Annotated in this window: 19 protein-coding genes; 13 read left to right on the top strand and 6 right to left on the bottom strand. The window is 52.8% G+C overall.

Annotation, left to right across the window (positions count from 1 at the left end; genetic code table 11):
* The first annotated feature begins 8 nt into the window (after positions 1–8).
* Genes Pla22_RS01560 through Pla22_RS01515 form a run of 10 tightly spaced genes read left to right on the top strand, consistent with a single transcriptional unit; the run spans position 9 to position 10967 of the window.
* Positions 9–974 carry a class I SAM-dependent methyltransferase gene (locus Pla22_RS01560; RefSeq protein WP_165440477.1) on the top strand — a complete coding sequence of 322 codons (966 nt, stop codon included), beginning with the start codon at positions 9–11 and terminating at the stop codon, positions 972–974.
* Positions 971–2239, top strand: coding sequence for a glycosyltransferase (locus Pla22_RS01555; RefSeq protein ID WP_146513024.1), 1269 nt, complete (start codon positions 971–973; stop codon positions 2237–2239). The genes Pla22_RS01560 and Pla22_RS01555 overlap by 4 nt, the downstream gene beginning before the upstream one ends.
* Positions 2236–3393, top strand: a complete 1158-nt coding sequence (locus Pla22_RS01550) for a glycosyltransferase (protein ID WP_146513023.1) — start codon at positions 2236–2238, stop codon at positions 3391–3393. Before Pla22_RS01555 ends, Pla22_RS01550 begins: the two co-directional genes overlap by 4 nt.
* A gap of 2 nt (positions 3394–3395) precedes the next feature.
* Entirely contained in the window at positions 3396–5129 is a 1734-nt protein-coding gene (asnB, locus tag Pla22_RS01545; RefSeq protein WP_146513022.1) for an asparagine synthase (glutamine-hydrolyzing), read from the top strand.
* Entirely contained in the window at positions 5126–6259 is a 1134-nt protein-coding gene (locus tag Pla22_RS01540; protein WP_146513021.1) for a glycosyltransferase family 4 protein, read from the top strand. The genes asnB and Pla22_RS01540 overlap by 4 nt, the downstream gene beginning before the upstream one ends.
* Positions 6256–7605 carry a lipopolysaccharide biosynthesis protein gene (locus Pla22_RS01535; protein WP_146513020.1) on the top strand — a complete coding sequence of 450 codons (1350 nt, stop codon included), beginning with the start codon at positions 6256–6258 and terminating at the stop codon, positions 7603–7605. The genes Pla22_RS01540 and Pla22_RS01535 overlap by 4 nt, the downstream gene beginning before the upstream one ends.
* Positions 7602–8309: a class I SAM-dependent methyltransferase gene (locus Pla22_RS01530; RefSeq protein ID WP_146513019.1), complete on the top strand. Its 708-nt coding sequence runs from the start codon at positions 7602–7604 to the stop codon at positions 8307–8309. The genes Pla22_RS01535 and Pla22_RS01530 overlap by 4 nt, the downstream gene beginning before the upstream one ends.
* A gap of 11 nt (positions 8310–8320) precedes the next feature.
* Complete coding sequence (locus Pla22_RS01525; RefSeq protein ID WP_146513018.1) at positions 8321–9331, top strand: class I SAM-dependent methyltransferase; 1011 nt, start codon at positions 8321–8323, stop codon at positions 9329–9331.
* The gene (locus tag Pla22_RS01520; RefSeq protein ID WP_146513017.1) at positions 9328–10293 is read left to right on the top strand and encodes a class I SAM-dependent methyltransferase; all 966 of its coding nucleotides are present in this window, start codon (positions 9328–9330) and stop codon (positions 10291–10293) included. The genes Pla22_RS01525 and Pla22_RS01520 overlap by 4 nt, the downstream gene beginning before the upstream one ends.
* Before the next feature lie 56 nt (positions 10294–10349).
* Positions 10350–10967, top strand: coding sequence for a class I SAM-dependent methyltransferase (locus tag Pla22_RS01515; protein ID WP_165440475.1), 618 nt, complete (start codon positions 10350–10352; stop codon positions 10965–10967).
* Between the two features lie 402 nt (positions 10968–11369).
* Here the strand turns inward: Pla22_RS01515 and Pla22_RS01510 are convergent, their stop codons facing one another.
* Positions 11370–12041: a class I SAM-dependent methyltransferase gene (locus Pla22_RS01510; protein ID WP_165440474.1), complete on the bottom strand. Its 672-nt coding sequence runs from the start codon at positions 12039–12041 to the stop codon at positions 11370–11372.
* A 243-nt stretch (positions 12042–12284) separates the two neighbouring features.
* Positions 12285–12965, bottom strand: coding sequence for a class I SAM-dependent methyltransferase (locus tag Pla22_RS01505; protein WP_165440473.1), 681 nt, complete (start codon positions 12963–12965; stop codon positions 12285–12287).
* A 434-nt stretch (positions 12966–13399) separates the two neighbouring features.
* Between Pla22_RS01505 and Pla22_RS01500 the strand changes: the two genes are divergently transcribed.
* The 3 genes from Pla22_RS01500 (at position 13400) to Pla22_RS01490 (ending at position 17784) form a co-directional block, all read left to right on the top strand.
* Positions 13400–13708 carry a hypothetical protein gene (locus tag Pla22_RS01500; RefSeq protein ID WP_165440472.1) on the top strand — a complete coding sequence of 103 codons (309 nt, stop codon included), beginning with the start codon at positions 13400–13402 and terminating at the stop codon, positions 13706–13708.
* Positions 13709–13989: 281 nt separating this feature from the next.
* Positions 13990–14331: a hypothetical protein gene (locus Pla22_RS01495; protein WP_146513012.1), complete on the top strand. Its 342-nt coding sequence runs from the start codon at positions 13990–13992 to the stop codon at positions 14329–14331.
* Positions 14332–14520: 189 nt separating this feature from the next.
* Entirely contained in the window at positions 14521–17784 is a 3264-nt protein-coding gene (locus Pla22_RS01490; protein ID WP_146513011.1) for a fused MFS/spermidine synthase, read from the top strand.
* A 10-nt stretch (positions 17785–17794) separates the two neighbouring features.
* Here Pla22_RS01490 and Pla22_RS01485 read toward each other — a convergent pair whose 3' ends face one another.
* From Pla22_RS01485 to Pla22_RS01475, 4 genes are all read right to left on the bottom strand, one after another.
* Entirely contained in the window at positions 17795–18979 is a 1185-nt protein-coding gene (locus tag Pla22_RS01485; RefSeq protein ID WP_146513010.1) for a DUF1573 domain-containing protein, read from the bottom strand.
* A 150-nt stretch (positions 18980–19129) separates the two neighbouring features.
* Positions 19130–20503 (bottom strand): PQQ-binding-like beta-propeller repeat protein, encoded by a 1374-nt coding sequence (locus tag Pla22_RS01480; RefSeq protein ID WP_165440471.1) that lies wholly within the window; start codon positions 20501–20503, stop codon positions 19130–19132.
* Complete coding sequence (locus Pla22_RS25130) at positions 20500–22170, bottom strand: tetratricopeptide repeat protein (protein ID WP_165440470.1); 1671 nt, start codon at positions 22168–22170, stop codon at positions 20500–20502. The genes Pla22_RS01480 and Pla22_RS25130 overlap by 4 nt, the downstream gene beginning before the upstream one ends.
* Positions 22171–22360: 190 nt before the next feature.
* Positions 22361–23659, bottom strand: coding sequence for a DUF1559 family PulG-like putative transporter (locus Pla22_RS01475; RefSeq protein ID WP_242631735.1), 1299 nt, complete (start codon positions 23657–23659; stop codon positions 22361–22363).
* Positions 23660–23805 lie beyond the last annotated feature (146 nt).

Below are 23805 nucleotides of genomic sequence, written 5' to 3'. Positions count from 1 at the left end.
ATGGTTTCATGACTTCGAAAGTGCTACCGATGCGATTGGCTTGGCGACAGCGATTGTGGTTACTCAGGAACCTATTCGATCATCCCTTGGGTCAGGTGATCTATCGTCGCCTACAGATCTACTCGAGTTTTCATCGCTCACCGGTCTACTTTGCCAAGAAACGCGATCAGATTATCCATCTGATCGACCTGGCAATCGACTCCGGTTGCTCAGTCTCGGGCAGCCGGGTCGTCGAGATTGGCACGGGTTGGGTACCACTCATGCCATTTATTCTTTGGCTAATGGGAGCACGTGAAATTCACAGCGTCGACCTTTATCGACACCTGCTTCCGGTGTCCGCGAATCGTATCATACGATGGCTCGTGAACGATCGCGACTCGATCGAAATGATTCGTCAACGAGCCGATGAGAAACACTTTGGCAACCGTCTAGCGAAAGCCCTTCAACAAACCGAACCGGCATCGCTGTTCGACAACCCTCCGATGCACTATCACGCCCCCGCAGATGCCTGCTCGCTTGAACTGGCCGATCGGTCGGTCGATTTGGTACTATCCAACGTGACGCTCGAACATATCCCTGCTCCGACGATTGCAGAGCTTTTTGAGGAGATGATTCGCATTCTCAAACCATCGGGTCGGACGGTCCATTTGGTGGATCCATCCGATCATTCATCCCATCACGATCCGAACATCAGTCCGGTTCATTTCCTCAGATACGATGACGCGACGTGGGAACATTTGTCAGGCACTGGCATCGCTTATCACAACCGCTTGCGAGTACCCGACTACAAAAAGCTAATCCAAGCCTCTTCGTTTCGGATTGAGAGGTTTGACAGCACGACGAATCCCAAGAGTCTGGAAGATCTTAAGAGTTTTCGGCCTGCGGAGCCTCGCTGGAGGGAATATTCCGATGACGATCTCGCCAAGCAGTATTTGACGTTCGTTGCGGCAGCCGACGATCGAATCCAGTCATGAGTCACAAGCCACCCACCATCTGGTACGTGACGATGGCGTTTCCGGTACCCTCCGAAGCGTTCGCAACCGTTGAGATCAACGAACTCCGCCGCCAGGGAGTCGATGTTCGAGTCAAAACTCTGCGCGGCAAACGCCGTGACTACCATCGTGTTTGCAAGCAACAAAATGCGTGTGAGCTCGACCTCGATCACGCTTCGTGTTTCTCTTTGCTGCGCGGGCTTACCGGGATGATGAGACATCCATGGACAACCTTGCGACTCGGCGCCACTTTGTTCAGTTCGCTCTGGCGCCGGCCTGCTGTGCTCACCGGTTGCGTTTGGTGGTCGCTCCGGTGTTTCGATTTGCTTAGCAAGATCAAACGGGAACGCCCGGAGATTGTGCATCTGTATTGGGGACACGTTCCAGCAATTCTCGGCTGGCTCATCTTGCAGATCGCACCCAATCAGCGCGTTACGACAAGCTTGTCGGCATACGATATCGAGATGGCCATTCCACTCAGCTTTGAAGTCGCACGTCGCGGTGCAGGTGTGCGAACTTGGTCGCCTGCCAACGTTGCAACACTCTCTGATCACGGCGTTGATGCTTCCAGCGTGAAAGTTGTGCATCAAGGGATCAACCTGAATCTTTACACGCGCTTATCCGATGAACAGCGACGGAAGATACCGAGCCTAATCGCCTTTGCGGGAAGGCTTATCCCGCAAAAAGGAGTCGCCGAAGCATTGGAAATTATCACCCTAGTATCCAAAAGCAATCCTGCAGTCCACCTACAGGTGTACGGTGACGGCCCCGAACGCCACGCCTTGCGGTGTTTAGCAGACCAATTGATGATCAAGGATCAGGTGACTTTCCATGGCCACGTGGATCCATCGAGACTAGCCGCCGGTCTTGCGTCGGCGGGATTGTTCTTGCTTCATTCGACCCATTCCGCAGAGCGTTTGCCCAACGTCCTCAAAGAAGCCATTGCGGCCGGTTGTTATTGCCTGACGACGCCGTCACCTGACGTCGAACAATTGATCACCGACGACACGGTCGGCAAGATCCTGCCGGCGGGCAAATTGGATCTCTGGGCGGCTAGCATTGAGGACTATCTGGCAGGTGGGGCCAAGGCTTCCGCTACGTCGACTCCGTCACAGGTTCTCGACAAATTCGATATTCGCCAAACTGTGCGTGATCTTCTCGCTTGGTGGTCCATCCCCGAACCATCGCAGCGGCACGGTCGTCTAGTGGAGCCAGGCTCACACTTATCGGAAATGGCCAAGACATGAAGACGCGAGTGATGATCGTCAGCAACACGTTGGCCGAAGGCGGTGCCGAACGATGGGCCAGCTTCATGGCCTGCCATCTTGGTTTCGAAACATGTGAAATGACCTTGGTGCTTTTCCGACGCCAAATCGACTATCCGTGCCCTGGTCAGGTGCAAGTCGAATGTCTTGAGCATCATTCGACGCTCCATACGCTAAGGACCGTCGGTCGCCTGCGCCAGTTGTTCGCGAAAACAGAGCCCGACGTGGTCATATCCAACGGCAACTACACCGCACAATTCGTCGGACAAGCTGTTCGCAAAGTACCGGTACGCTGGATCGCCAGGTTTTCCGGGAATATAGAGCACTCCAATAGAACGCTCGCCCAGCAACTGGGGTGGCTTTGGTTGGATCGCAACATTGGCCGCAGCGAAACATTGGTCGCCAACTCCGAAGGCGTTCGCGGCGACATTCGCCAACGCTGGCCGCATCTAGAATCTCGCATGAAAACGATTCGGAACGGTGTCAATGTGCAGCAAACGCTATCTCAGGCCCAGCGAGTCGCCGCGTTAAAGCCACTCATTGTTGCGGCCGGACGTTTGGCGGAGCAGAAACGCCCTGACATTTTTGTCGACGCTATTCGTCTGCTTCTTCGGCGACTAGAAGAGACTGGCCAACCCAGAGAAGTTGAAGTCGTCTGGTGTGGTGACGGACCTTTACGTGAAAAGACACAAAACCAGATAGAGTCATTAGGCCTAACCGACATCGTTAAACTGATTGGTTTCCGCGAAGACCTACACCAGTGGCTCGCCAAGGCATCCTGTTTCGTACTCACCAGTGACCACGAAGGATCCCCTAACGTGCTGATTGAAGCGATGGCGATTGGAACCCCCGTCATCAGCACTAATTGCCCGTTCGGCCCTGCCGAGTTAATTGGCGATGATCGAGGTTGGCTCGTTCCGGTCGGAGATTCGCCGGCAATCGCACACGCGTTGAAGGAAGTCCTGTCCAGTCGACATGAAGCTGAGCAACGATCCAATGCAGCGAGCGACTGGGTACGGGGTCATGCATCGAGCGGTCGAGTCATGAGTGACTGGCAATCACTTATTGCGTCCGAGGGAAGTGCTCCGACTGGATCAGCCCCAGTTGCTAAGAATCCGCTTGTGGGGAGCGTCTAGGTATGTGTGGATTCATAGGCGGAACACTTCGTGAGGGCAATTACGACCGGGGCATTCAGCGCATTCGCCATCGTGGCCCCGATGACCAACAAGTCTGGCGAGACGAGCGAGTTACGCTGGCGTTCGCACGGCTTTCGATCATTGATTTGGATTCGCGATCGGCCCAGCCAATGCACAGTCCTGATGGTCAGGTCGTGATCGTCTTCAACGGTGAAATCTACGGCTATCGCAACTTGCGAGATCGTCTTGCCGGTCTCGGGCACAAGTTTCGAACTCAATCTGATACCGAAGTCTTGCTGCATGCCTATTTGCAGTGGGGCGATAGCTTCGTCGAGCACATCGACGGCATGTTTGCAATCGCGATCTATGACAAGTCCACCGACAAAATCGGACTCTGGCGAGACCGGGTCGGAATCAAACCGTTGTACTATTTCTGGGACGGTAAGCACTTCGTTTTCGGTTCGGAAATCAAGGCGATCCTTGCCGTCCTCCCGCAAAACCCTGCGCCCAGATTGGATGCCTTTTATGACTTCTTAACATATCAATATATTCCGTGCCCCAAGACCTCGCTACAGAATGTTTTTCAACTTCGACCGGCTCATTCAATCCGTTTTGATGTCGGCAACGAACGGCTTGATCAAGCCCAAAGCTACTGGGAATTGGTCGTGGATCCTGATCCGAAGTTGGATCAAACAACGATCAGTGGTCGGATTCGTGATGAAGTCAGCGGTTCCATCAGCGATCAATTAATTGCTGACGTTCCCGTGGGCTGCTTCTTATCAGGCGGCATCGACTCGAGTGTCCTGAGTTACGAAGCTGCTCTGAAGACGAACGATTTGCAAACGTTCTCGATTGGGTTTGAAGACGACAAAGATGAACTGCCTTATGCGAATTCCTTCGCCAACCGCTTGAACACGACTCACCATCCGGCCGAACTCCCTCGTTCGGAAATACAACTTAGTCGATTGCGAGAATGGTTTGACGATCCATTTGTCGACACCTCTGCCTTTCCAACCTATCAGGTCGCCCAACATGCCAAGGCAAATGTTACCGTGGCTTTGTCAGGGGACGGAGGAGACGAATTATTCGGCGGTTATAGCCACTACATGGATTTCGTAGATCGCTTGCCTCGGTCGGAGACATTCTTCCGCTGGTGTGAGCAATCCAAACAGACATTCGGGCATCGAACAGTCCGGCGTCGCTCGATGAATTTGCTTAGTTCACACTTAGCGCCCCCACTGGACCACTACACTAAGTTGACCGGCCGGTTAACAGCCTTGGAAAAGCAAAAATATCGAGCCCCCTTCTCGATTGCTGACGACTACGATGACTATTGGGCGTGGCGAGAGTTTTGGCGCGAAGACCTTACCGCACGTACAAGGTTGCAGTACCTTGATTTTCACCGCTACCTGCCAGACGACCTACTCACGAAAGTCGACCGCACATCCATGTCGGTTTCATTGGAAGTTCGCGTCCCTTTCTTGTCCCGCAACCTCATTGAGTTTGCCTTTCGCATTCCTGAGGCCCTACGATTCAGCGGCGGGTTAAAAGGAGCTCTGCGAGCGGCGTACCGAGGCCTCATCGGTGATGAGACCTTGGACCGAAAGAAAAGAGGATTTGGAGTGCCGCGAGGGTACTTGCCGACCTACTCGGCCTACCGTCCTGCGATGTTGCTTCACGAGTGCTTTGGCGTCCCTTATCCAGACGGTTTCGAGATTGCGAAGGGATTGTCGTGAAGATCGCGTACATCTCTGGATCCTATTTGCCGTCCCGGCAAGCCAACAGCATTCATGTGATGCGAATGTCGGAGGCGATGGCTTCGCTGGGACACGACGTAACGCTATATGCGCGACGTGGAGAAATAGATGGTCAATCGATGAACGTGGCGCAGCTTCACGAATTCTACGACGTCCCAGGTACAGCTGGATTGGCAATTCTGCCGAAGTCTCGCTTTGCCCAGGGACGCGAGTTTTGGTACGCGCTCAGCCTGCGAAGACGGATCTCGCAACAGAAACCGGATCTAATTTATGGCCGTCACACCTTGGGGTTGTTCGCCTGCCGGCACATCGCTCGTACGGTTTACGAGATTCACTCGGTGAGGTCCGGATTGACGGAGTTGATCGAACGACGACTGATTCGTTCTCGTGGCTTTGCTGGGGTTGTGTCCATCACGCAAAAGCTCAGTGAGGACTTCCAGCACCAACATTCTTACGAAGCTCCCATTCACGTCGAACCGGATGCTGTGAATCCGGTGGACTACGACACCATCACACCGATTTCCTTACCAGGCGTCGATCGTTTGAAAGTAGGCTATTGTGGGCATCTTTATCCAGGACGCGGCGGTGAGTTTCTTGTCGAGCTCGCCCGCATGCTTCCGCAGATGGACTTCCATTTAGTTGGTGGTGAGCCATCTGACATCGAACGATGCCAAAAACTGAGCGATGGGCTAAGCAACCTCATTTTCCATGACTTCGTCCGCCCTCAGTCAATCCCTCAATTCCTAAAGGCATTTGACATTTTGGTAGCACCCTACCAGGATCGTGTCCAAGCATTTGGGAAAGAGAACATTGCCAAGTGGATCTCTCCAATGAAGTTGTTTGAATACATGGACGCCGGAAAACCAATTGTGGTGTCGGATCTACCGGTACTTCGCGAAGTTGTGACCCATGGCAAAACGGCGTGGATGGTTTCGACCGGCGACTTGCAACAGTGGAAAGCGGCTCTACTTCAACTTCAGGATGTTACCCAACGTCAATCGCTCGGCATGGCTGCACAAAAATTGGTACGCAGTGACTTCACATGGAACGCGAGAGCCCAACGGATCTTTAAACGACTCTCCACTACCGCAGAAATGTCGGACTCATGATTCGCTTGCGGTCTGCGATATCCAGAATAGCAAGAACACAGCGGACCTTACCCTCCGCGTGGGCAGCGGGCACACTGTCATTGGCCCATTTTGCTGACGCGTTCGCCATGCTCGGTCAGATATTCATTACGACTCAGTTGTTATCGAAACAACAATTTGGTGAACTGGGAATCGCAATGGCCGTGACGTTGCTCGCCTGCGCTGTTTTCGACTTTCGAGTTTGGGAAGTGATGACGATCCGCATTCCAAAACTACAAGCGAGCGATGATTCTCAGGAAGCAGCATCGCTAGTACGCGGCTGCTTTTTGTTAGAGTTTTTTGGTGGTTTCGTCGTTACCGTCGCGTTGCTTTTGCTCGCGCCAGTCTTCGCACAACAGTTCACGAATAATGGGCATGCGGTCACGCTATTTGCAGCCCTGGCGGTACAACCACTACTGATGTCCGTTGATGAACCCGCGCGCACTCTGTTGCGTCTCAACGGAGATTTTCGAAGCCTCGCGATTTGGCGAAGCATTTCGGGTGTCTTCCAACTCGTGTTGGTCTCCGCAGCGCTAATGTTCTGGCCGACGCCGGTCTCGGTTGCCCTAGCCACCATGCTGGCGTGGTGCATTCGCTTAACATGCCTTGCGTGGCTCGCGAAGAGATCGCTTCGGTCGATGAAAATTGATCCGATTGGCGAATCAAACAACCGACGAGCTTGGGCTTCCATCAAACAGAATCGTTCGATGCTCTCAAGCGCCGCAGTTGCCGCCATCGCAGGTCGCCTGGCGAATCGGGTTGACTTGGTCATTCTTGGATGGTTTGCCGTCCCTGAGGTTTTCGCTCCCTACGACCTCGCCCGGCGCTTGACTTCGCAGGTATCCCTGGTGTTAGAACCAATTACCCAGGTCATCTTTCCGAAGATTTCGACTCAGCTTGCTGGAAACGAAATCTTGGTCCGTAACCGTTTTTTGGTGCAGTTGACCTCGATCCTCGCAGTGACGGGACTGCCAGTTCTGATTCTTACCATCCTTGCTCTTCCCTGGGGAATTCCACTCGTCTTTGGAGACTCGTACTCAGACGCTGCTTTTCCGTCGCAATTGCTAATGCTAGTCTACGTCACGATCCCAATCCTGTGGCTTCGTCCCTATGTGGCCTGTTCACAAAATATTTCAGTATTGGCTTGGGCGGGTCTTTTGACCGTTGTCATTCAGATTTCTGCTGGGCTGCTGCTTATCCCGAATGGCATGGCCATTGGCGCGGCTTACTCCTTTTTACTGGGACAAATGGCTTGGTGGGCTTGCTTGTTGGTCATCGCAAGGCGTGGATTCTCGAAACACTCTCTTCTTGAAAAATCAATTCCATGACGGACTACTTTTTGCCAGATGATTATGTCTGCAACCCGCCGCTTAAGGAACACGATGGTCCGTACTGGACGCCGCGAAGGATCAAGTCAAGCAGTTACTTTCAATACCATGTCTATCAATGGGCGCGACGACTAGCCGACGAGCATCGATTGCACCGAATCGCTGATATCGGTTGCGGCCCCGGCACCAAGCTGATGAATATGTTTGGAACAGAGTTTGATGTACATGGATTTGATCAGCCCGAAGCGATCGAGATATGTCGTTCTCGATATGACCGTGGTGAGTTTGAAGTCCTTGATCTCGATGACGTGATGGCTTGTGAGGAGAAGGTAGACATCTTTGACCTTGTCATTTGCGCTGATGTTATCGAGCACCTGGAGTATCCCGAACGTCTTCTTGAGCACATTCGACGAATGAGTGGAAGACACACTCAAATCCTTCTCAGCACACCCGATCGTATTCGTCTCAACGGCACAGATGTACGATCACCCAACAACAAAGCCCACGTGCGTGAATGGACGCGTGATGAGTTACAACTGTTCCTCCAAGCCAGAGGTTTTTCAGTTGTCGAAGCGAAATTTTTTCCGTTGATGAAACGCACACTGTCTGTTCACGCGTGTCTGGAATGGTGGGATGTCCTGCTTGGAAAGTCGAGCAAGTCTCCTTGCATGATGATCTTGTGCCACGCTGATGCCGTTACTTGACCGAGAACAGGATGTCTTCAACTAGCCACATGAAAACTCACAATTCAAATGTCTGTCCTGACTGGTTGCTCCGCCAGCTCACGGAGGACTGGGAGCATGACGGTGGTCAGCTTCGATCGGGAAATCGAACTGTACCTATCATCGGCGGCATCCCGCGATTCGTGGCTGATGAAAGCTACTCAAGAGGAAACTTCAGCAAACTGCGTGATGAGTTTCCCAAGCTACAGCTCGACAATGTCGCGGGCGGTAAATTACGCATGGACACGATTCTGGATCGTACTCGCTGGGATCCGAGTGTCTTCCAAGACAAACTGGTTCTCGAATGCGGTTGTGGTGCAGGGCCAGATACTCAGATATTGCGTCATCTTGGTTCGCGGGTGATTGCCGCCGACTTGGCTGGCGTGGACACGGCGAGAGCCAACCTTGCAGGGGATGAGGGCGCGGCATTCTTGCAGGCCTCGATTGTCGATTTGCCTTTTAAGAAGGCTTCTTTCGACATCGTCTTTTGTCATCGTGTGCTTCAGCACACGCCAAATCCCGACGAGACGCTTCAACACATCCTCCAATTCGTCAAACCAGACGGGCTCGTCTTTGTGCATTCCTACGCTCGTACCATTCAGCAGATGATGCACTGGAAGTACGTACTGCGACCAATCACGACGCGCATGGACCCTGACCGTCTGTTGAAATGTTTGCGTTGGACAACTCCACCACTCCTGGGATTATCAACGGCACTTCGGAAAGCTCCGCCAGAACAGTACCTTGGCAAGCTCTTAATGCTGCTCTCGCAGAATATTATCCCCGTCTACAACCGCCGTTTTGCGCGGGGCTATGGACATATGGATTCGGAGACACTCAAAGAACATGCGATTCATGACACTTTTGATGCCCTGAGTCCCAAGCATGATCACCCAATGAGTGCCAAACGAATGCGGGAGATCGCATCAACGTGCTTGAACCAACCCTTTGAAATTGAGGAACGAGGTGGGATTACCCTCTTGCGATCCAAAGTGCAGTCATGAATCAAAGCGAATCAATGCCAGATCTTTCATTCGAGATGTCACAAGACGCAGACTTGGCCAAGTACGATTCTTGGTGGCCTGCTGTTCTGCGCTGTCCGATTTGTTCTGGTAGCTTAGCCTGGGGACTCCAGAAAACTTTCTGCACGGATTGCCAGCAGAACTACTGGAATGATGAATCAAAGAAGGCGGACTTTCGTCCAAGGCACCCGGTGGAAATACCGCTAAGTTTTCGATTGCCGCATCAATCCAACTTCAGTGTTGTCGAGCACGACGTGTTGGAGTTCGCGGCTGATCATTCATGGTGTGTTGATCCTGCGAAGCTGCCAAGGCACTTGACGCCGGAATTGGCAAGCCACATCCCTGCCGCTGAAGGTTCGGGCAGCCGATGCTTGGATCTGGGTTGCGGTGCAGGTGACTACAGAAACTCACTTGAAGATGCTGGATACGAATGGATTGGATTTGACTACGAACACAAGGAAGCTCCGTTCTGGGCTGACGCTCATGCAATTCCACTTGCGGACTGCACCGTTGATTTTGTGATATCACTTGCCGTGCTTGAGCATGTTTTGTGCCCGGCCGTCGTTCTTCGCGAGGTGAAACGGGTGCTGAAGCCTGGAGGCACCTTTATCGGAAGTGTTGCCTATTTGGTTCCCTTCCATGACCACGCTAGCTATTTCAACATGACCCATTTCGGTGTCCACGCCGCGCTTGTTGACGCAGGTTTCTCGGTTGACTGGATCAAATCAGATCCGAACTACTTAGGGATCCGAGCATTGTCTTACACAGGGATGTTCCAAGGCTTGCCTCGTTCCGTCAGCTACCTGATGGTTTCGCCAGTGGTCGCCGCATACCGATCGTATTGGTGGCTAAGGCGACGATTTGGAATCAAGAATTCTAGCGTTCAGGCGCAGTTGGCGCTGAATACGGGCGCTTGGGCATTTCGGGCGACCGCACAGCCATGATATTCTTCCGTAAGGTTCGTTTTGCAATTCGCAAGGTTTGCTGGTATGCCTGCTGCATGTTTTCGCGACCTGGCTTGCATCGTTGGGTACGGGAGCAGCGGAAAGAGGCTGTAGAGCCGATTTTGAACGTGGGCGCCGGTGGGATCATTGGCAGAATCATCGAGCACGGTGATTTCAAGACGGTTGATTTTGATCCGGAGTACGGACCCGATATCGTTGCGGACGTTTGCAAGCTTGATCAGCACACCGAAGCGGAATCCTTTGCGACTGTGTTCATGATCGAAGTCCTTGAGCATGTCCCCGATCCGGCAACGGCGGTACATCAACTTCATCGTGTCCTTCAACCCGGTGGCAAGCTGTATCTTTCCGTCCCCTACGCCATCGAAATCCATCTGGCGCCCCACGATTACTGGCGATTCACCCCGTTCTCGCTCAAACATTTGCTCGCCAGTTTTGAAGCCGTCGACATCGTCCCAAGAGGCGGCTACGTGACGGCGTCGTTGACGCCACTTTTACGACTGGCATTCCAACCGAATTTGGTTGACAAATGCATTGGCCGCATATTGCTTTGCCTAGCGGTCATGGCATATCCCGCATTGTGGCTGTTGGACCGCATCGTTAGCTCCGACGCCTATGCCAGTGGTTTTCACGTAGTAGCAACGAAGAGTCAATGATGACCCGAGAACACAATGCTCAGCGTAGCCATAGATGGTCGGAGCATCGAACGACACTGTTCTCCTGCGCGCTGGGGCTTGGAACGATCGCTTACGCGATCATCTTTCGAAGTTGCCGGCATTTACCCGAATCAACATTTGGTTCCGAGTGGATTTCACCAAGTGTTGCGATGACGTGATGGGGGCCGTCATCTTGAGCGCCGCTCTCGCTACCTTTGCCTGACGTACAGGCTTACTCGATAGCGAACCTCTGCTGGTTGACTGTTTAGGTTGTTGCAGTACCTAGACGGCAAGAGACGCCACAGAAGAACTATTCACCAGCCCAATCAAACCAAACTAAATGAGTAACGCGTTACTCGACGAGAATGTCTAAATCCGGTCTTCTCGGACTCTCGTCAGGTCTTAGCCAGCGTGTTGAAAATAGAGATTGGTCGAGCGTCGAGCCAAATGAATCGGCAAAATTCGATTTCGGAGAATCCCCAGGGAAGAAGATGTTGGATATTGAAGAATGGGTTGTCGGATAAACTCTAGGCCAGCGTGTTTGGCAGCGAGTTTCAGCGTCAAGTTAGAAAAGCTGTTGATGTGCTCGAGAGGATGAATCGAATCCTTTGAGGGTTTCCACGTTCCTTGACGGATTTGATCTGGCAACTGCCTGCCGTTGGGGACCGAAATCCGCGTGTAACCGCCTGGCCGTAAGATTTGGCATATCGTCTTAAGTGTGCCGACAGGATCAGAGACATGCTCGAGCACTTGTTCGCAATTGACAAAGTCAAAATTTCTGTCGCAAGTTTCGAGATCTCGAATCACCTGAACCCCGTTTTCCTGGGCTGCCGCGATCCGTTGTTCTGACAATTCCAAACCAAAGGCTTGGTAACCGTGCGCGCCGGCCATTTGGCACCAATGCCCCCAACCCATCCCAAAATCCAGGACGCTGCATTCCGACGGAGGACGACCGAGCAACCGGGCAAGCGTCTGTACCTGAGTGGCGATGGCGACAGAATCGTTGTCGCCGCTGAGACGCTGTTTCTCACGACTTTCGGCCGGGCTGATCCATTCTTCGTACAGTGTTTGCATCCCATGGTCACCAAGCACTTGCGACTGAAAGCAAAACGAACAATCAATGCATTGTTTGATCGTATAGACACCATTTCTGAGTGCCGCTTTCGTGATTCGACCTCTATAGTAGCTCTCCAAAAAATGCCAAGTCGCGCCCGAGACAAACGGTTCTTGAAAAATCGTCTCTTGGTTTTGTGAGTTGCATACCGGGCACTGGTGGCGTTCAACAAATGCGTAGGATTCACTTTCCATGAGGTTCGATCAACTCGACTGGGTGAAGGCTGCCGTTCCCGTTGAATCGGGAATGCCGGATTGTTGCAATGCAAAACTCAAGTGGCGACGTGGTTCGTGGGTTAGCATATCGATTCGCCATTGGTGATTGACGCAGAACTCATTCACCGCTTCTACGACGCCGAATCGTGTGTAGGACTCCCAGGTTCCGATCGTGTAGTCGTGCCCACATATATGGCCATCGGGTTTGACTTTTAGTCTAGCAAGTTCAAGTTCGGCTTTCGTGGTTGGGTAGTTGTGATTGGTGTCGATGTATACCCAACACAGCGAGGCGTCGTCGACGTTTGCGAGCGCATCGGTAGAAAGCGATCGCTCGATTCGCACCTGACCCGATGCGATCTCCCCCGCAAAATCTTGCTCAATGCAATGCAGCTTAGCCGACGAGAATCGGCTGCTACCCCAAGTATCAACCAAGATCAATTCATCCGGTTGGCAGAGGTCCAAAATTTGTCGCGAGAACTTGCCCTCGTCCACACCACATTCCATCACGCGGCCTCCCTTGGGAAGTCGGCGAAGCATCTCAAGGCGATCCGTGACTAGTTTCGTGTCGTCTAGAAGTGGCTGCGGAACGTTGATGCCCGGAGGCGGTTGGTGCTGAAAACGTTGAAGACCTCGAACCAGTTGGCGGTACGCCATATGAAGAATGCTCATCATCTTTTCCGTTGCAGGTAATTTTCGAACTTTGTTCGCTCGCGAAGTATGTCATTCACAGGCAGTTGCGAACGGCGTTTCTCGCTCGGTGCGTCTTCCCTTTGGTTCCATTGAAAGCCAAATTTCTAGGCATCGTCATCTTACGCGGTTACAGAGCGTGCTTACCCGCCCACCACAGTTTCAATGGAGACGCCGGATTTCCTGTTTTGCCAGGTATTTCCTTCGAGCACCAGTGCTCGCCGTCGCTTGGATCAAAAAAGGACGCAATAACAAGAGGGCGTGTTCGACCTGATGGGGTTTGTTTTTTAGTGGGGTCCACTTGGTTTGAATCGTTCGGCTGCACTAGATGAACGCATGGTAATTCAGGTGAACCTAGCGAGAGCGAAACTCAGGTTCCGGTTGGGTTCGTGGCTGAGAAAGGCAAATTGCCAGGTATGTTCTACACAAAAATGGTCGACGGCTTCGATCACGCCGTAGCGATGGTGAGTGGGCCTCGAACCAATTGTGTCGTCGTGGCCGCAGATGAAGCCTTCTGGTGTGACCTTGTCTTCGCCCTGTTCGAGCTCTCGTTCGGTTGTGGGGTAGTTGTGGTTTGTATTGATTCTCTTTGCTCTGTTCCCGAAGAGTTGCCAGTGACAGTGCGGACACTCGATGGCGATGATTACTGCGTTGCTCAAGAATTCGCACCGGGAGAAATTGCCAGAAGCGTCTTGCTTTCAGGATTGGCGATCAACGTCGACTAAATTTGCGAACTCGGCAACCAGACGAACTCCTGAGTCACGGAATCACTTTTTAGAAACTTCGCCTGCCATGCGAAACACGTTCGTGGCTATTTTTTGTTCCATTGCTTTCGATCTTGATGAAGAGTTGATGTAGAAACAGTGAGCGGAAATTCATCGACGGATGCGACCGTTGAAGCTGCATTAAACGTTGATGTCCGGTAAAACGCTTTGGTCGCCGATCGCGGTCCCAAACCTCATTCACAAGCCTCATTCTCCCTATCTCTTGCTGGAGAAACTCTGCGATGGAAAATCCTTACTTACCCGCGTTAGTGGACTCGTCAAACTCATCCGTTGAAACGAGCGAGTCGCTCGATCGAGCATCTTCGGACACACTTGAGGCGTGCGGATGTAGTCGTTCGCACCGGGTAATGAAGTGGGCTTTGGGCACGATTGTCGTTGCTTTGCTGTTGTTCAACGCAACGCTCTACGCATCGCCCTCGCTGAGCCAGCAAATTGGCAAATTCATCCCTGATTCGCTTGCCGGAAACTTGTCGGGCTTGGAGGGGCATAACCGTGGTTGCCCCTGCGAAAGTCACTGCGTCCTGGAAGAGTCTGAGAAGACAAGCCTTGACGACGAGTCTTAGCAACTGGTTTCTGCGGAACTCTTTTTCGCGAACGACTTTGCTTCACTAGTTGACTGACCGAACTTAGCGTTGGCTGCACAATGCCTCATGAAGATTGCGAGTGAGAGTAGTGACTAGGCCTGCTGAATCGCTTCGCCCGATGTTAGATTTGGTTCTAAATCGAAACGAGATCTATGACCCGGTGAGCGAATGTTGAGCTTTATAAAGAATTTGACGACCAGCGGTACCGAACGTTTAGCGCCGGTTTTGCCGCTGGCTTGCCTGTTGTTCATGTCAGGCAGTTGCGCGTTAATTTTTCAAATGGTTTGGATTCGCGAACTACGTCTGATCTTTGGCGCGTCAACGTCAGCATCCGCGGCGGTATTGGCAATCTTCATGGGTGGCTTGGGGTTTGGCAACCTGTTTTTCGGCCGACGCGTCGATCGTTCGTCCACTCCCCTTCGGTTTTATGCATCGCTTGAAGCCGGAATTTCGATCACAGCCGCGATCAGTCCGTTCTTAGTAGATCTTATTCGCACCGCTTATGTCGGTGCGGGTGGGCAAGCCGCACTGGGCAGTACACTGGCTACGGTGATGCGAGTTGCAGGTTCTGTGATCGTCTTAGCCGTTCCCACTTTCCTGATGGGAGGCACGCTGCCAGCGACCGCTCGCGCGGTATCGCGTCAATCCGATACGAAACGAAGTGGCCTCGCACTGCTCTACGGACTCAACACCATAGGTGCCGTTGTTGGCGCCGCGATCGGAAACTTTATGTTGCTGGAGTGGCTTGGTAATCGCACGCTACTTTGGTCGGCCTGTGTCGTTAATCTGCTGCTGTCGCTTGCTGCATGGTGCTACTCGTCAAGGCTCTCTTCGAAGTTGGATCTAGGCGAGAACGTGTCTTCGTTGCCGTTGGATCAAGGCAAGAAAGCATCGAACCATGAACCGGCAGCGCTACCTCAGGCTTGGTTAATCTATGCCTCTTCCGCCACGGTGGGATGTGTTTTCTTTTTGATGGAAATCGTTTGGTACCGAATGCTTGGGCCGCTTTTGGGAGGAACGACTTACACGTTCGGGCTAATACTTTGCACGGCCTTGTTAGGGATTGGAATCGGGGGAGCTGTTTACAGCGTGGCGTCACGCTGGATCACTCCGTCGCTGACCTGGCTGGCGGCGATTTGTTCTTTGGAAGCCGCTGTCATCGCCCTGCCGTATTGGTACGGCGATGACATCGCGTTTTGGGTGCTCGAGCAAGGCCGGGTTCCGCTGGAAAACTTTTCACAACAAGTCTGGAACTGGTTCTGCGTGACGTCGATAGTGATAGGCCCAGCCGCCGTTGTGTCGGGGTTTCAGTTTCCGTTGCTGATCGCGTGCGTGGGACGAGGACGCGATCATGTTGGCAGCCAGCTTGGTCGAACATTTGCCTGGAACACCGCCGGAGCCATCGTTGGTTCAATCGCAGGCGGCTTTGTCTTGTTGCCACTTTTGACCGCACCGGGATTGTGGAAGACATCAGTCGTGATGTTGATCCTGCTTGGCGTCAGTTTGTGGTTGGGAGCTTTCACCTCGAGAGATTCGCAAGTCAAAGATCCGCAAAACGATAACGTCAAAGCGATAAGTTGGATTAGCTTTCCAACGCTGGCTACCTTCGCATTGTGCCTGATCGCGATTTACTTCGTTAGCGCCGCGGGCCCAACAGCCGTGTGGCGCCATTCGGGAATCGGCGCGGGACGTGCGGTGATGGAGGGGCGGGGTGCAAATGAGCAACGTGATTTCGCAAATCAAATGAAGCGCCGGATCATTTGGGAAGCCGAAGGCATCGAATCGAGTGTAGCAATTTCTGCGACTGATGGGTTGTCCTTTATCGTCAATGGCAAAGTAGATGGAAACGCGATTTCGGATGCGGGCACGCAAATTGGCCTTGGGTTGCTGGGAACGCTTATTCATCCTGAGCCGCAAACGGGATTGGTCATTGGTTTGGGAACAGGGGAATCAGCAGGCTGGATGGCGCATGTTTCGAGTCTGAGGTCCGTTGACGTCGTCGAACTCGAGCCGACGGTTACTGAGATGGCTCGGCTTTGTTCTTCGGTGAACCATGACGTGATGAACCATCCCAAGATTCAAGTTCACTTCGAGGATGCTCGTGAGTTCCTGTTAACCGCAGATCGCCGGTATGACTTGATCGTTTCTGAACCGTCGAATCCTTACCGGGCGGGAATCGCGAATCTTTACACGCATGAATTTTACGCTTCAGCTTCTGAGCGACTGACGAGCGACGGATTATTCCTGCAATGGCTACAAGCCTACGAAGTGGACTTGCGAACGGTCGAGATCGTGATGGCTACACTGCGATCGGTGTTTCCGCGAGTTCAGGTCTGGCAGTCCAAATCTCGCGACTTGGTTTTTGTTGCGGGAGCGGAAACAGCATGGAAAGGTTTCAGTAAAGAGACGCTCACGAACTCACTGCAGCAACCCGAAATTAGCGATGGAATGGGCAAGGCATGGCGAACAAATGATCGGCTTGGTGTGCTAGCGCATTTCGTTTGCACCGAAACGACCATCGACGACCTACTGCGAGAACGTCCTCGGGAACTTAATCATGACGACCGCAACGTTTTAGAGTATGCGTTTGCCAAAAGCGTCGGCAAAGACGTCCGCTTCTCCGTGGATGATCTGACTGTCTTAGCAAATAAGCTCGATGACCGCAGTCCCTTTCCTGTCACGGATGACGAACTCGCGGTCATCCGTCAACGCCGTTTGGCGATGAATCTGCACCTGGGCGGTGAAGTCAGTGCCGATTCCGGCATAACTGCGTCGAGTAAGAACGATAACGCTGACATCAGTCAAGACATTCAACGAGCGCTCGCCATGAATGCCTATTTGGATGGACGCTACCAGATCGCCGTAGATACCTTTGAGCAAATCTCGATCAATGACGACTGTTGGACTGAGTCGGTGGTGGTGGCACACGCGAGAGCCGAAGTTGGAAAGCCAGTCGCTGCGGTTTTACTTGCCAAGATCCGAGAAAGAAATGAAACAGAGGCGTTGTGCGTCGAAGCGATTGGATGGCAAAGACAAGGCATGACGAAAGAAGCACTCGAAAGTTGCCTGCTTGCGTTAGACCGTTCAAAGACTGATCCCTGGATTTTGAGATCGTTGGCCGACGGACTCTTTCGCGTCGCAATCAGTTTGGCCGAGCAAGACAAACCGAATGCGGAGGCCGTCTTCAAGTCGCTGGATTCTCACTTCGCGATCAAAAGTTTTGAAGACAAACGTTTGCTGTCTCGTTACGTGGTCTCCGAAAGCCTAAGCCGCGAACAGACCATTGAGGCGCTTGCAGAGATCGAACCCTATGTACCTTGGAAAGAATGGTTCTTAGAAAAACGCGTTTCCATCTACCGTCGTGCTAGCCATCCGCTGTTGAGCCGTTCGCAGCAAGACCTGCTGGAGTTTCGGTACAACAAGAACCGCTGAATCCGCAATTTTATTCCAAAACTGCGACGCCGCCATACATGGGAAACCAGTTCATAAACTCTGGATTGTCTGGGTCGCCAACGTGAACATAGCCGTGCTTGTCCTTGCGATTAAACATGACGTTGGGGCAATCGGCAGGGACGGTGATCGTCAATCGATACTTGCCTTCAATACTTGTTGGCTCGATCGACGCCGTCAATTCCTTCGGTTCGATATCTAAGACGGCAAGCTTTTCAGGTTGCTTGCCGCGGACCTGAACGCCAACGTGATAGACATGCTCCTTGCCCGAATTGACGGTGCCGAAATTCAGGCCCTCAGTCCTATGGAGCATCGGACTTTTAAACGCGATTGGAACGCGAACTTTGCCTTCGACTTTCACTTCACGCGTAATCTTTTCTTCTCCGCCCGCTGGCTCTACATCAACTTCCAGCGAGCCACCATACTTTCCGTAATCGTATGCCACCGTTTCAATGGTCACGCGCCAAGCCGCCCGAGCATTGGCGTCACCAAGCTCGGCGATGTTCGTCGATGTTGGTTCGGCTCGCCATGTGAATTCCTTCAAGCCCTCGCTACGGACGTCACTCACTGTGAAATCTTCGTACAACTGGCTGTGAACGATAAAAGAGGTTGCTACCGTCTTAAGCGGATCCGAATTCGGTAGTCCTATCGCCTCGGGCATGGCGAGTTTGGTCCGTACGGTGCCTTTCACCGTGAGCGTGATTTCTCGATTAAGCGGATCGCTCGTCTTGACGACCGCGTTCTGTTCGTACGACTCGTCCTCGTATCCCGTGTTCCATTCCAGAGTGATTTCGGTTGATTCGCCACGTTCGAGTAAACCATCCGTCAACTTTCCCGTTGTGCATTTGCAACTTGTACCCAGCACTTCAACTGCAAGTGGATCCGTGCCCTCGTTGGAAATGGTGAACGAATGAGTCATCGTCGTGTGCGGGTCAAGCAAGCCAAAGTCGTGAGTGGTTTCACGGACGACCGCGAGCGGCGCATTGGTCGCATCAGGGTTGGATAACAACTCTCGCTTGAGTTTGATCTCCGCAATTTTGTTCTCGTATTCCTCACGACGGCTATCCGGCACGCCATACGGCTTGTAGCCGACCGATAGCGAAAGGGCGACGCCGACAACAAAAAGGCCCGCAAAGCCGGTGACCATCAGAACTAAGTTACGTGTGAATGGATTCATGAAAACGGGATTGGTAAATCGGAAATCGGTGTGACAATTCGCGGGAAGAAAACGCAGTCGAGACTTTGCGGCTTCGATGACAAGCAATCGCTTAGCGTCCGCACATTCTCACGCAAAGCCTGCTGAAATCCTAGGGTCTTCATCAACTCTTCATTCTCGTAAACGGAACGCTGCCAGCCGTTGCTCGTCTTTAAGGAATAGCATGTCTCCATAAAATGCCGGGCTGCAGTAGCAGGGCTCGGCCATCAGTGGCGATCGAGTGAACGAGATGACTTCCGGATCTTGTGGCGTTTTGACCATCGACGCGAGGTGTCCTTTTTCCCCCAGCAAGATAATGCTGTTCTCAGTGGCAAAACCCATCCCTCGCTTGAGCACACTGTGGTATTTCCAAGTGATCTTGCCGTCAGTCAAATCGACGCAGCGGAACTCAGCTCCGCCCTGGCCACCCGATGTGAACGAGTAAACGTGATCATCACCCAGGATCAACGTGTTGTACTGGGAATCGATGGAGCGTCGGTCACGCCAATGTTCGCGGTAACTGCGGTCAGGCATGACTTCGATGTCCAGCGCGCCGAGACCACTGCAGACAACGAGAACATGATTGCCATGCACGAGCGGCGAGGTCGCGTTGCGCGTCAGGTCGCCACGGCGGCGATATTCGAATTCCCAGTCGACTTTGCCGGTATCAGGATCAAGGCAAACCAGCCCGAAGTCGGTCAAGACAAAGGCGAAACGCTGATCGTGAATGCGGGCAACAACAGGCGTTGCGTAGCTGGGACCGTGATCGGTGGCTTGCCAGATCGTCTCCCCCGTCCGGGCATCGAGCGACACGATTCCGGCTACGGTGCTGATAGCACCCAGGTTGAAGATCAATTGACCGCCCTCATGTGACGAGTCTCGATCCAAAATCGGACTCGCTCCCACGGGAAAGATATCGGCGTCGACGTCGTACTCCTGATGCAGATCTCGTGACCACATCTCCTTACCCGAATCGAGTTCCAAGCATTGCATTTGTCCTTGTGCGCCAACGTTAAAAACACGACCGGACGTTTCGTCGATAATCGGAGTGCTGTAGGGACCGTCGCTGTATTCAAACTCGCAAACAGCCGCGGTCGGATAGCGATGTTGCCAAATCTGCTCGCCCGTTTCCACGTCGTGACACTGAACGAACTCTTCGTCACCGTCGCGGTAGTTCACGATCACCTTGCCGTCCGCCGTCACCGGGCTACCGTATCCGGTACCAACTTCGACTTCCCAAATCAGCGGTGGACCTTCGCTTGTCCAAGTCGGGGTGAGTGGAAAAGACGTGTGGCTGGTCCGATCAGCTCCAAAGAGAGCAGGCCAGTTTGCCGGATGCTTCGTGTCGCTACTAGCTTCTGAATGGATCGGCGTGTTACTCGTGGCCTGAATCTTCACGGTCGCAGCTTGGTCGATGCGATGGATTGGCGATGGATTGGCACCGCACCCCAACAGCAACAGAACCTGCAGCCCACTATAGGCCCTCACAATCCAAACGGATCTCACGGAATGACCTCGCGAACCGGCGTTTCCTTCACGGTCAAGCGACGTCGATGTTCTGCATAGACCGTTTCGACGTCTTTGCGAATTTGAGGATGCCCCGCCAAACTCTCTTGAAACAATCGCTCGGCCTCTGCGTTGCGTCCATCCATTGAGGCGATCATGGCAAGCTGGAATAAGATCTCCGTTCGCTGCAAATCGTCATAACTCATTTTTAGTGCCGCTTCGTAGTGCGGTTTCGCTTCATTTCCACGTCGCGTCAAGAACAAGATATCGGCTAAATACCGTGTCCATTTGTAGTCGGTACCGGCATAGAAGTAGCCTCTGTCATTCGAAATCTTTATCGCCTTTCGGAGACTCTGAAGTGTCGGCTCGGGATCGACTGAATCGTCTTCGACGGCGCCCGCAGCGGCCACAATCGCCCGCGGATTGTTCGGATTGTTGCGTACGTCGTTTTCGTACATGCCCTGTACCGACCACCACTCCATGTTGCGATTGATGGAAAGAATCGATAGTGGAATGAAAAGCAACCCAACCAGATGCCATGATTGAAATGCTGGCCTGTCGACATTTATCGGACACGAATATTTTGAACGAAGCCCCAGCCAACTCACAAAGGCGGCTACGAAACATGCCAACGGAAAGTACATCCGATGTTCGAAAATAATGTCTTGCAGCGGAACGATCGTCGAAGTGGGCGCTAAAACAATCATCGCGGCGACGAGACAAAATACGAGGCCACGCGAACGACGCCATAGGGTTATAGCGGCACAAATAATCAACAGCCATCCGAGTAAACCGAATGCCTGAACACGCCAGTCTTTCGAGGGTAGCCAGCCGTAATCAAGCGACTGATTGATTGGGAGAAACGTTAGTTTTAAATACTGAAAAAACACAAACGGCTGGCTCATCAAGTAGCTCCAGGGCGTCATGCCGGGCAGATGAAACCCTACTGTATTCCGTCCTACATCAGTACTTAGCATTCCGGGCAGCAACAGGTAGCAACCAATCGCTAGCGGTAACGCAAGTAACAAATACCACTGCCAGCGACTGCTCATTGGACGCCAAGCTTTGGCGATGAATGTGCGGTCGTACAACATGACGATGCCGCATAGCCCCGCAGATAGTTCCTTACTACCGTAAGCCAAATAAGCCGTCCCGATGGAAATGATTGCCCACCACACATGCGAATTACTTGTTTCGTGCGATACGTTTAGTTGCTCATTCGAAGTCCGTCCAAATGCTTTGGACCATGAAAACAGCGTCATCATAATGAATAGCGATGCCATCGCTTCGCTTCTCTGTACGATATACACGACAGCGGCGGTCGAGAGCGGATGCAGCCCCCAAATCATCGCTGCAATTAATCCGATGATCTGTGCCTGGACGTTAGGCAGCTCAGGCCGGTACAGCAATAAAGACCGCTCGATCAAAAAGAACAAGCACCCAACTGACGCGACATGAACCGCTATGTTGACGACGTGAAAGCTGAGTGGCTCTTCGCCGACGAATGAAAAATTTGCTGCGAAGGTAGCGGCGACGACTGGTCGGTGCTTGATGCGAAACCATTCATAGCCGAAGAAGTCGCGAAGCGAGGGATTTTGCAGCAAGGTGTTGTCGTCAAAAATGAATTCACCACCCATCCCTGTGCAGTGAACGGCTGTAACCCACAAGAGAACAATGCCAAGACACGACGATGTTGATAAGAGCGTTGGCTTCACTACGGTTCCACGGGTTCAATTAGAGATAGAAGTCGAAGTCTTCAATCGAATTTGAATAAAAAACCTCCGCAGCTCTTGCGAACTGCGGAGGCGATACTTTTTAAATAGTTGCTCAGACGAGCTGACTACTCAAACTTCGAGATCAATCCTCGAAGATTCCCTTGACGTACGCGTCGTTCAAGAAGATGCCCGCGAAGAAGTCGTCGCGAGCCATTTCGAGAGTGCCGTCTGAGTATCCAACTCCGTCGATATCGTCTGCCGCTGGGCTAACAACGAAGCCAGGATTCAAGAAGCCGTCGCCGTTTTGGTCGAAGAACGTCTTGATGCTTCCGTCGGCCATCAGAAGGTTCAAGCTACCTTGGTGAACGGCGAACCAGTCACGAGTGTCTTGAAGGTAGATACCCTGGCCGTTACCGGCAACAGGTCCGGTGGGCATTGGGCACGATGCGGTGGTTGGTTGTCCACGCTCGCAATTGACTTGGTTGACCAAAGACTGACCTGCTGCAAGCAAACGAACGTTGTCGCCCGTGGCGTCAACATACGCAGGACCATCGTTGAAGGCTTCGGACAGCAAGTCACCAGCATTGATGTAGGTCACTGACTCAGTCGAACCATTGGCGAAAAGTTCCTGGCTGGTAGCCGGACCATGAGCAATCGCAAGATCAAGGATGGCTTCGTCAAGGTCGCCAGGCGCTGCACAACCGACCATGCCGACATTGCTGCTGCTGACTCGGCTCTTGTCCATCACGCTGGCGGTAAGAGGGCCGGTTGTGGCACCAAGGCCCTTGAACTGCGCGTTGGCTGCGCTGTGCAATCCACCTGGACCGTTAACGCCTGGCGTTAGGTTCTGGGTTTTGATCATGCCACGGACCATGTGCCAGCTAGCGGCATAGTTGGTGTTGTAACCGCTGGTCAGGAAGTAGCGGGATACCAACTCAGCACGCTCTGTTGTGTCATTCCCGGTTCCGGCAAAACGCGTTCCGCCGCCCGTAATAGTCGTTCCTGGGAACGTCGCCGAGCCGCAAACACCAGCACGCAGACGCGATACTGGAGCGCCGTCTTTCCCGTCGGACGAGTCAGTGTTTTGGCCAAGAAGGTCGTTAAGCTTTTCTGAACCCTTGAGTGGGTTCGATGGGTCAAGCGACTCGTTCATGTTGCCATCGCCAACGTTAACGATGTCGGCAACCCAGCCGTAGGTGTCCATGCATCCGTCACGACGGAAGTCCGAAGCACCCGAGCTGTAGCGGGTTTGTGGGTCACGGTTGCTGAACTTGAACAGACCAACACCAACGTTCTTGAGGTTGGCTTGGCATTGTGCTTGACGAGCAGCTTCACGAGCCTTGGTGATGGCTGGAAGGAGGAGAGCTGCCAAAAGGGCGATGATGGCGATAACCACCAACAATTCGATGAGGGTAAAACCCGCTTTTCGCATACGCGACATAAGTAAATTCCTTGGATTTCTCTGGACGAAAAACACTGTTTTCGGTCAGAATGGGGCTAGTTAGGTGGAGTGTGGTGGCGAGTGGCGTCTACATTGACCCGTTTACGTTCTCGCTGCCCACTCTGCTGTACTTCGTTAAAAGAACA

This window comes from Rubripirellula amarantea (assembly GCF_007859865.1).
GTDB classification, from domain to species: domain Bacteria; phylum Planctomycetota; class Planctomycetia; order Pirellulales; family Pirellulaceae; genus Rubripirellula; species Rubripirellula amarantea.
The sequence above is the reverse complement of the archived record's forward strand: the minus strand, read 5'-3'. Positions and strand labels throughout refer to the sequence as shown.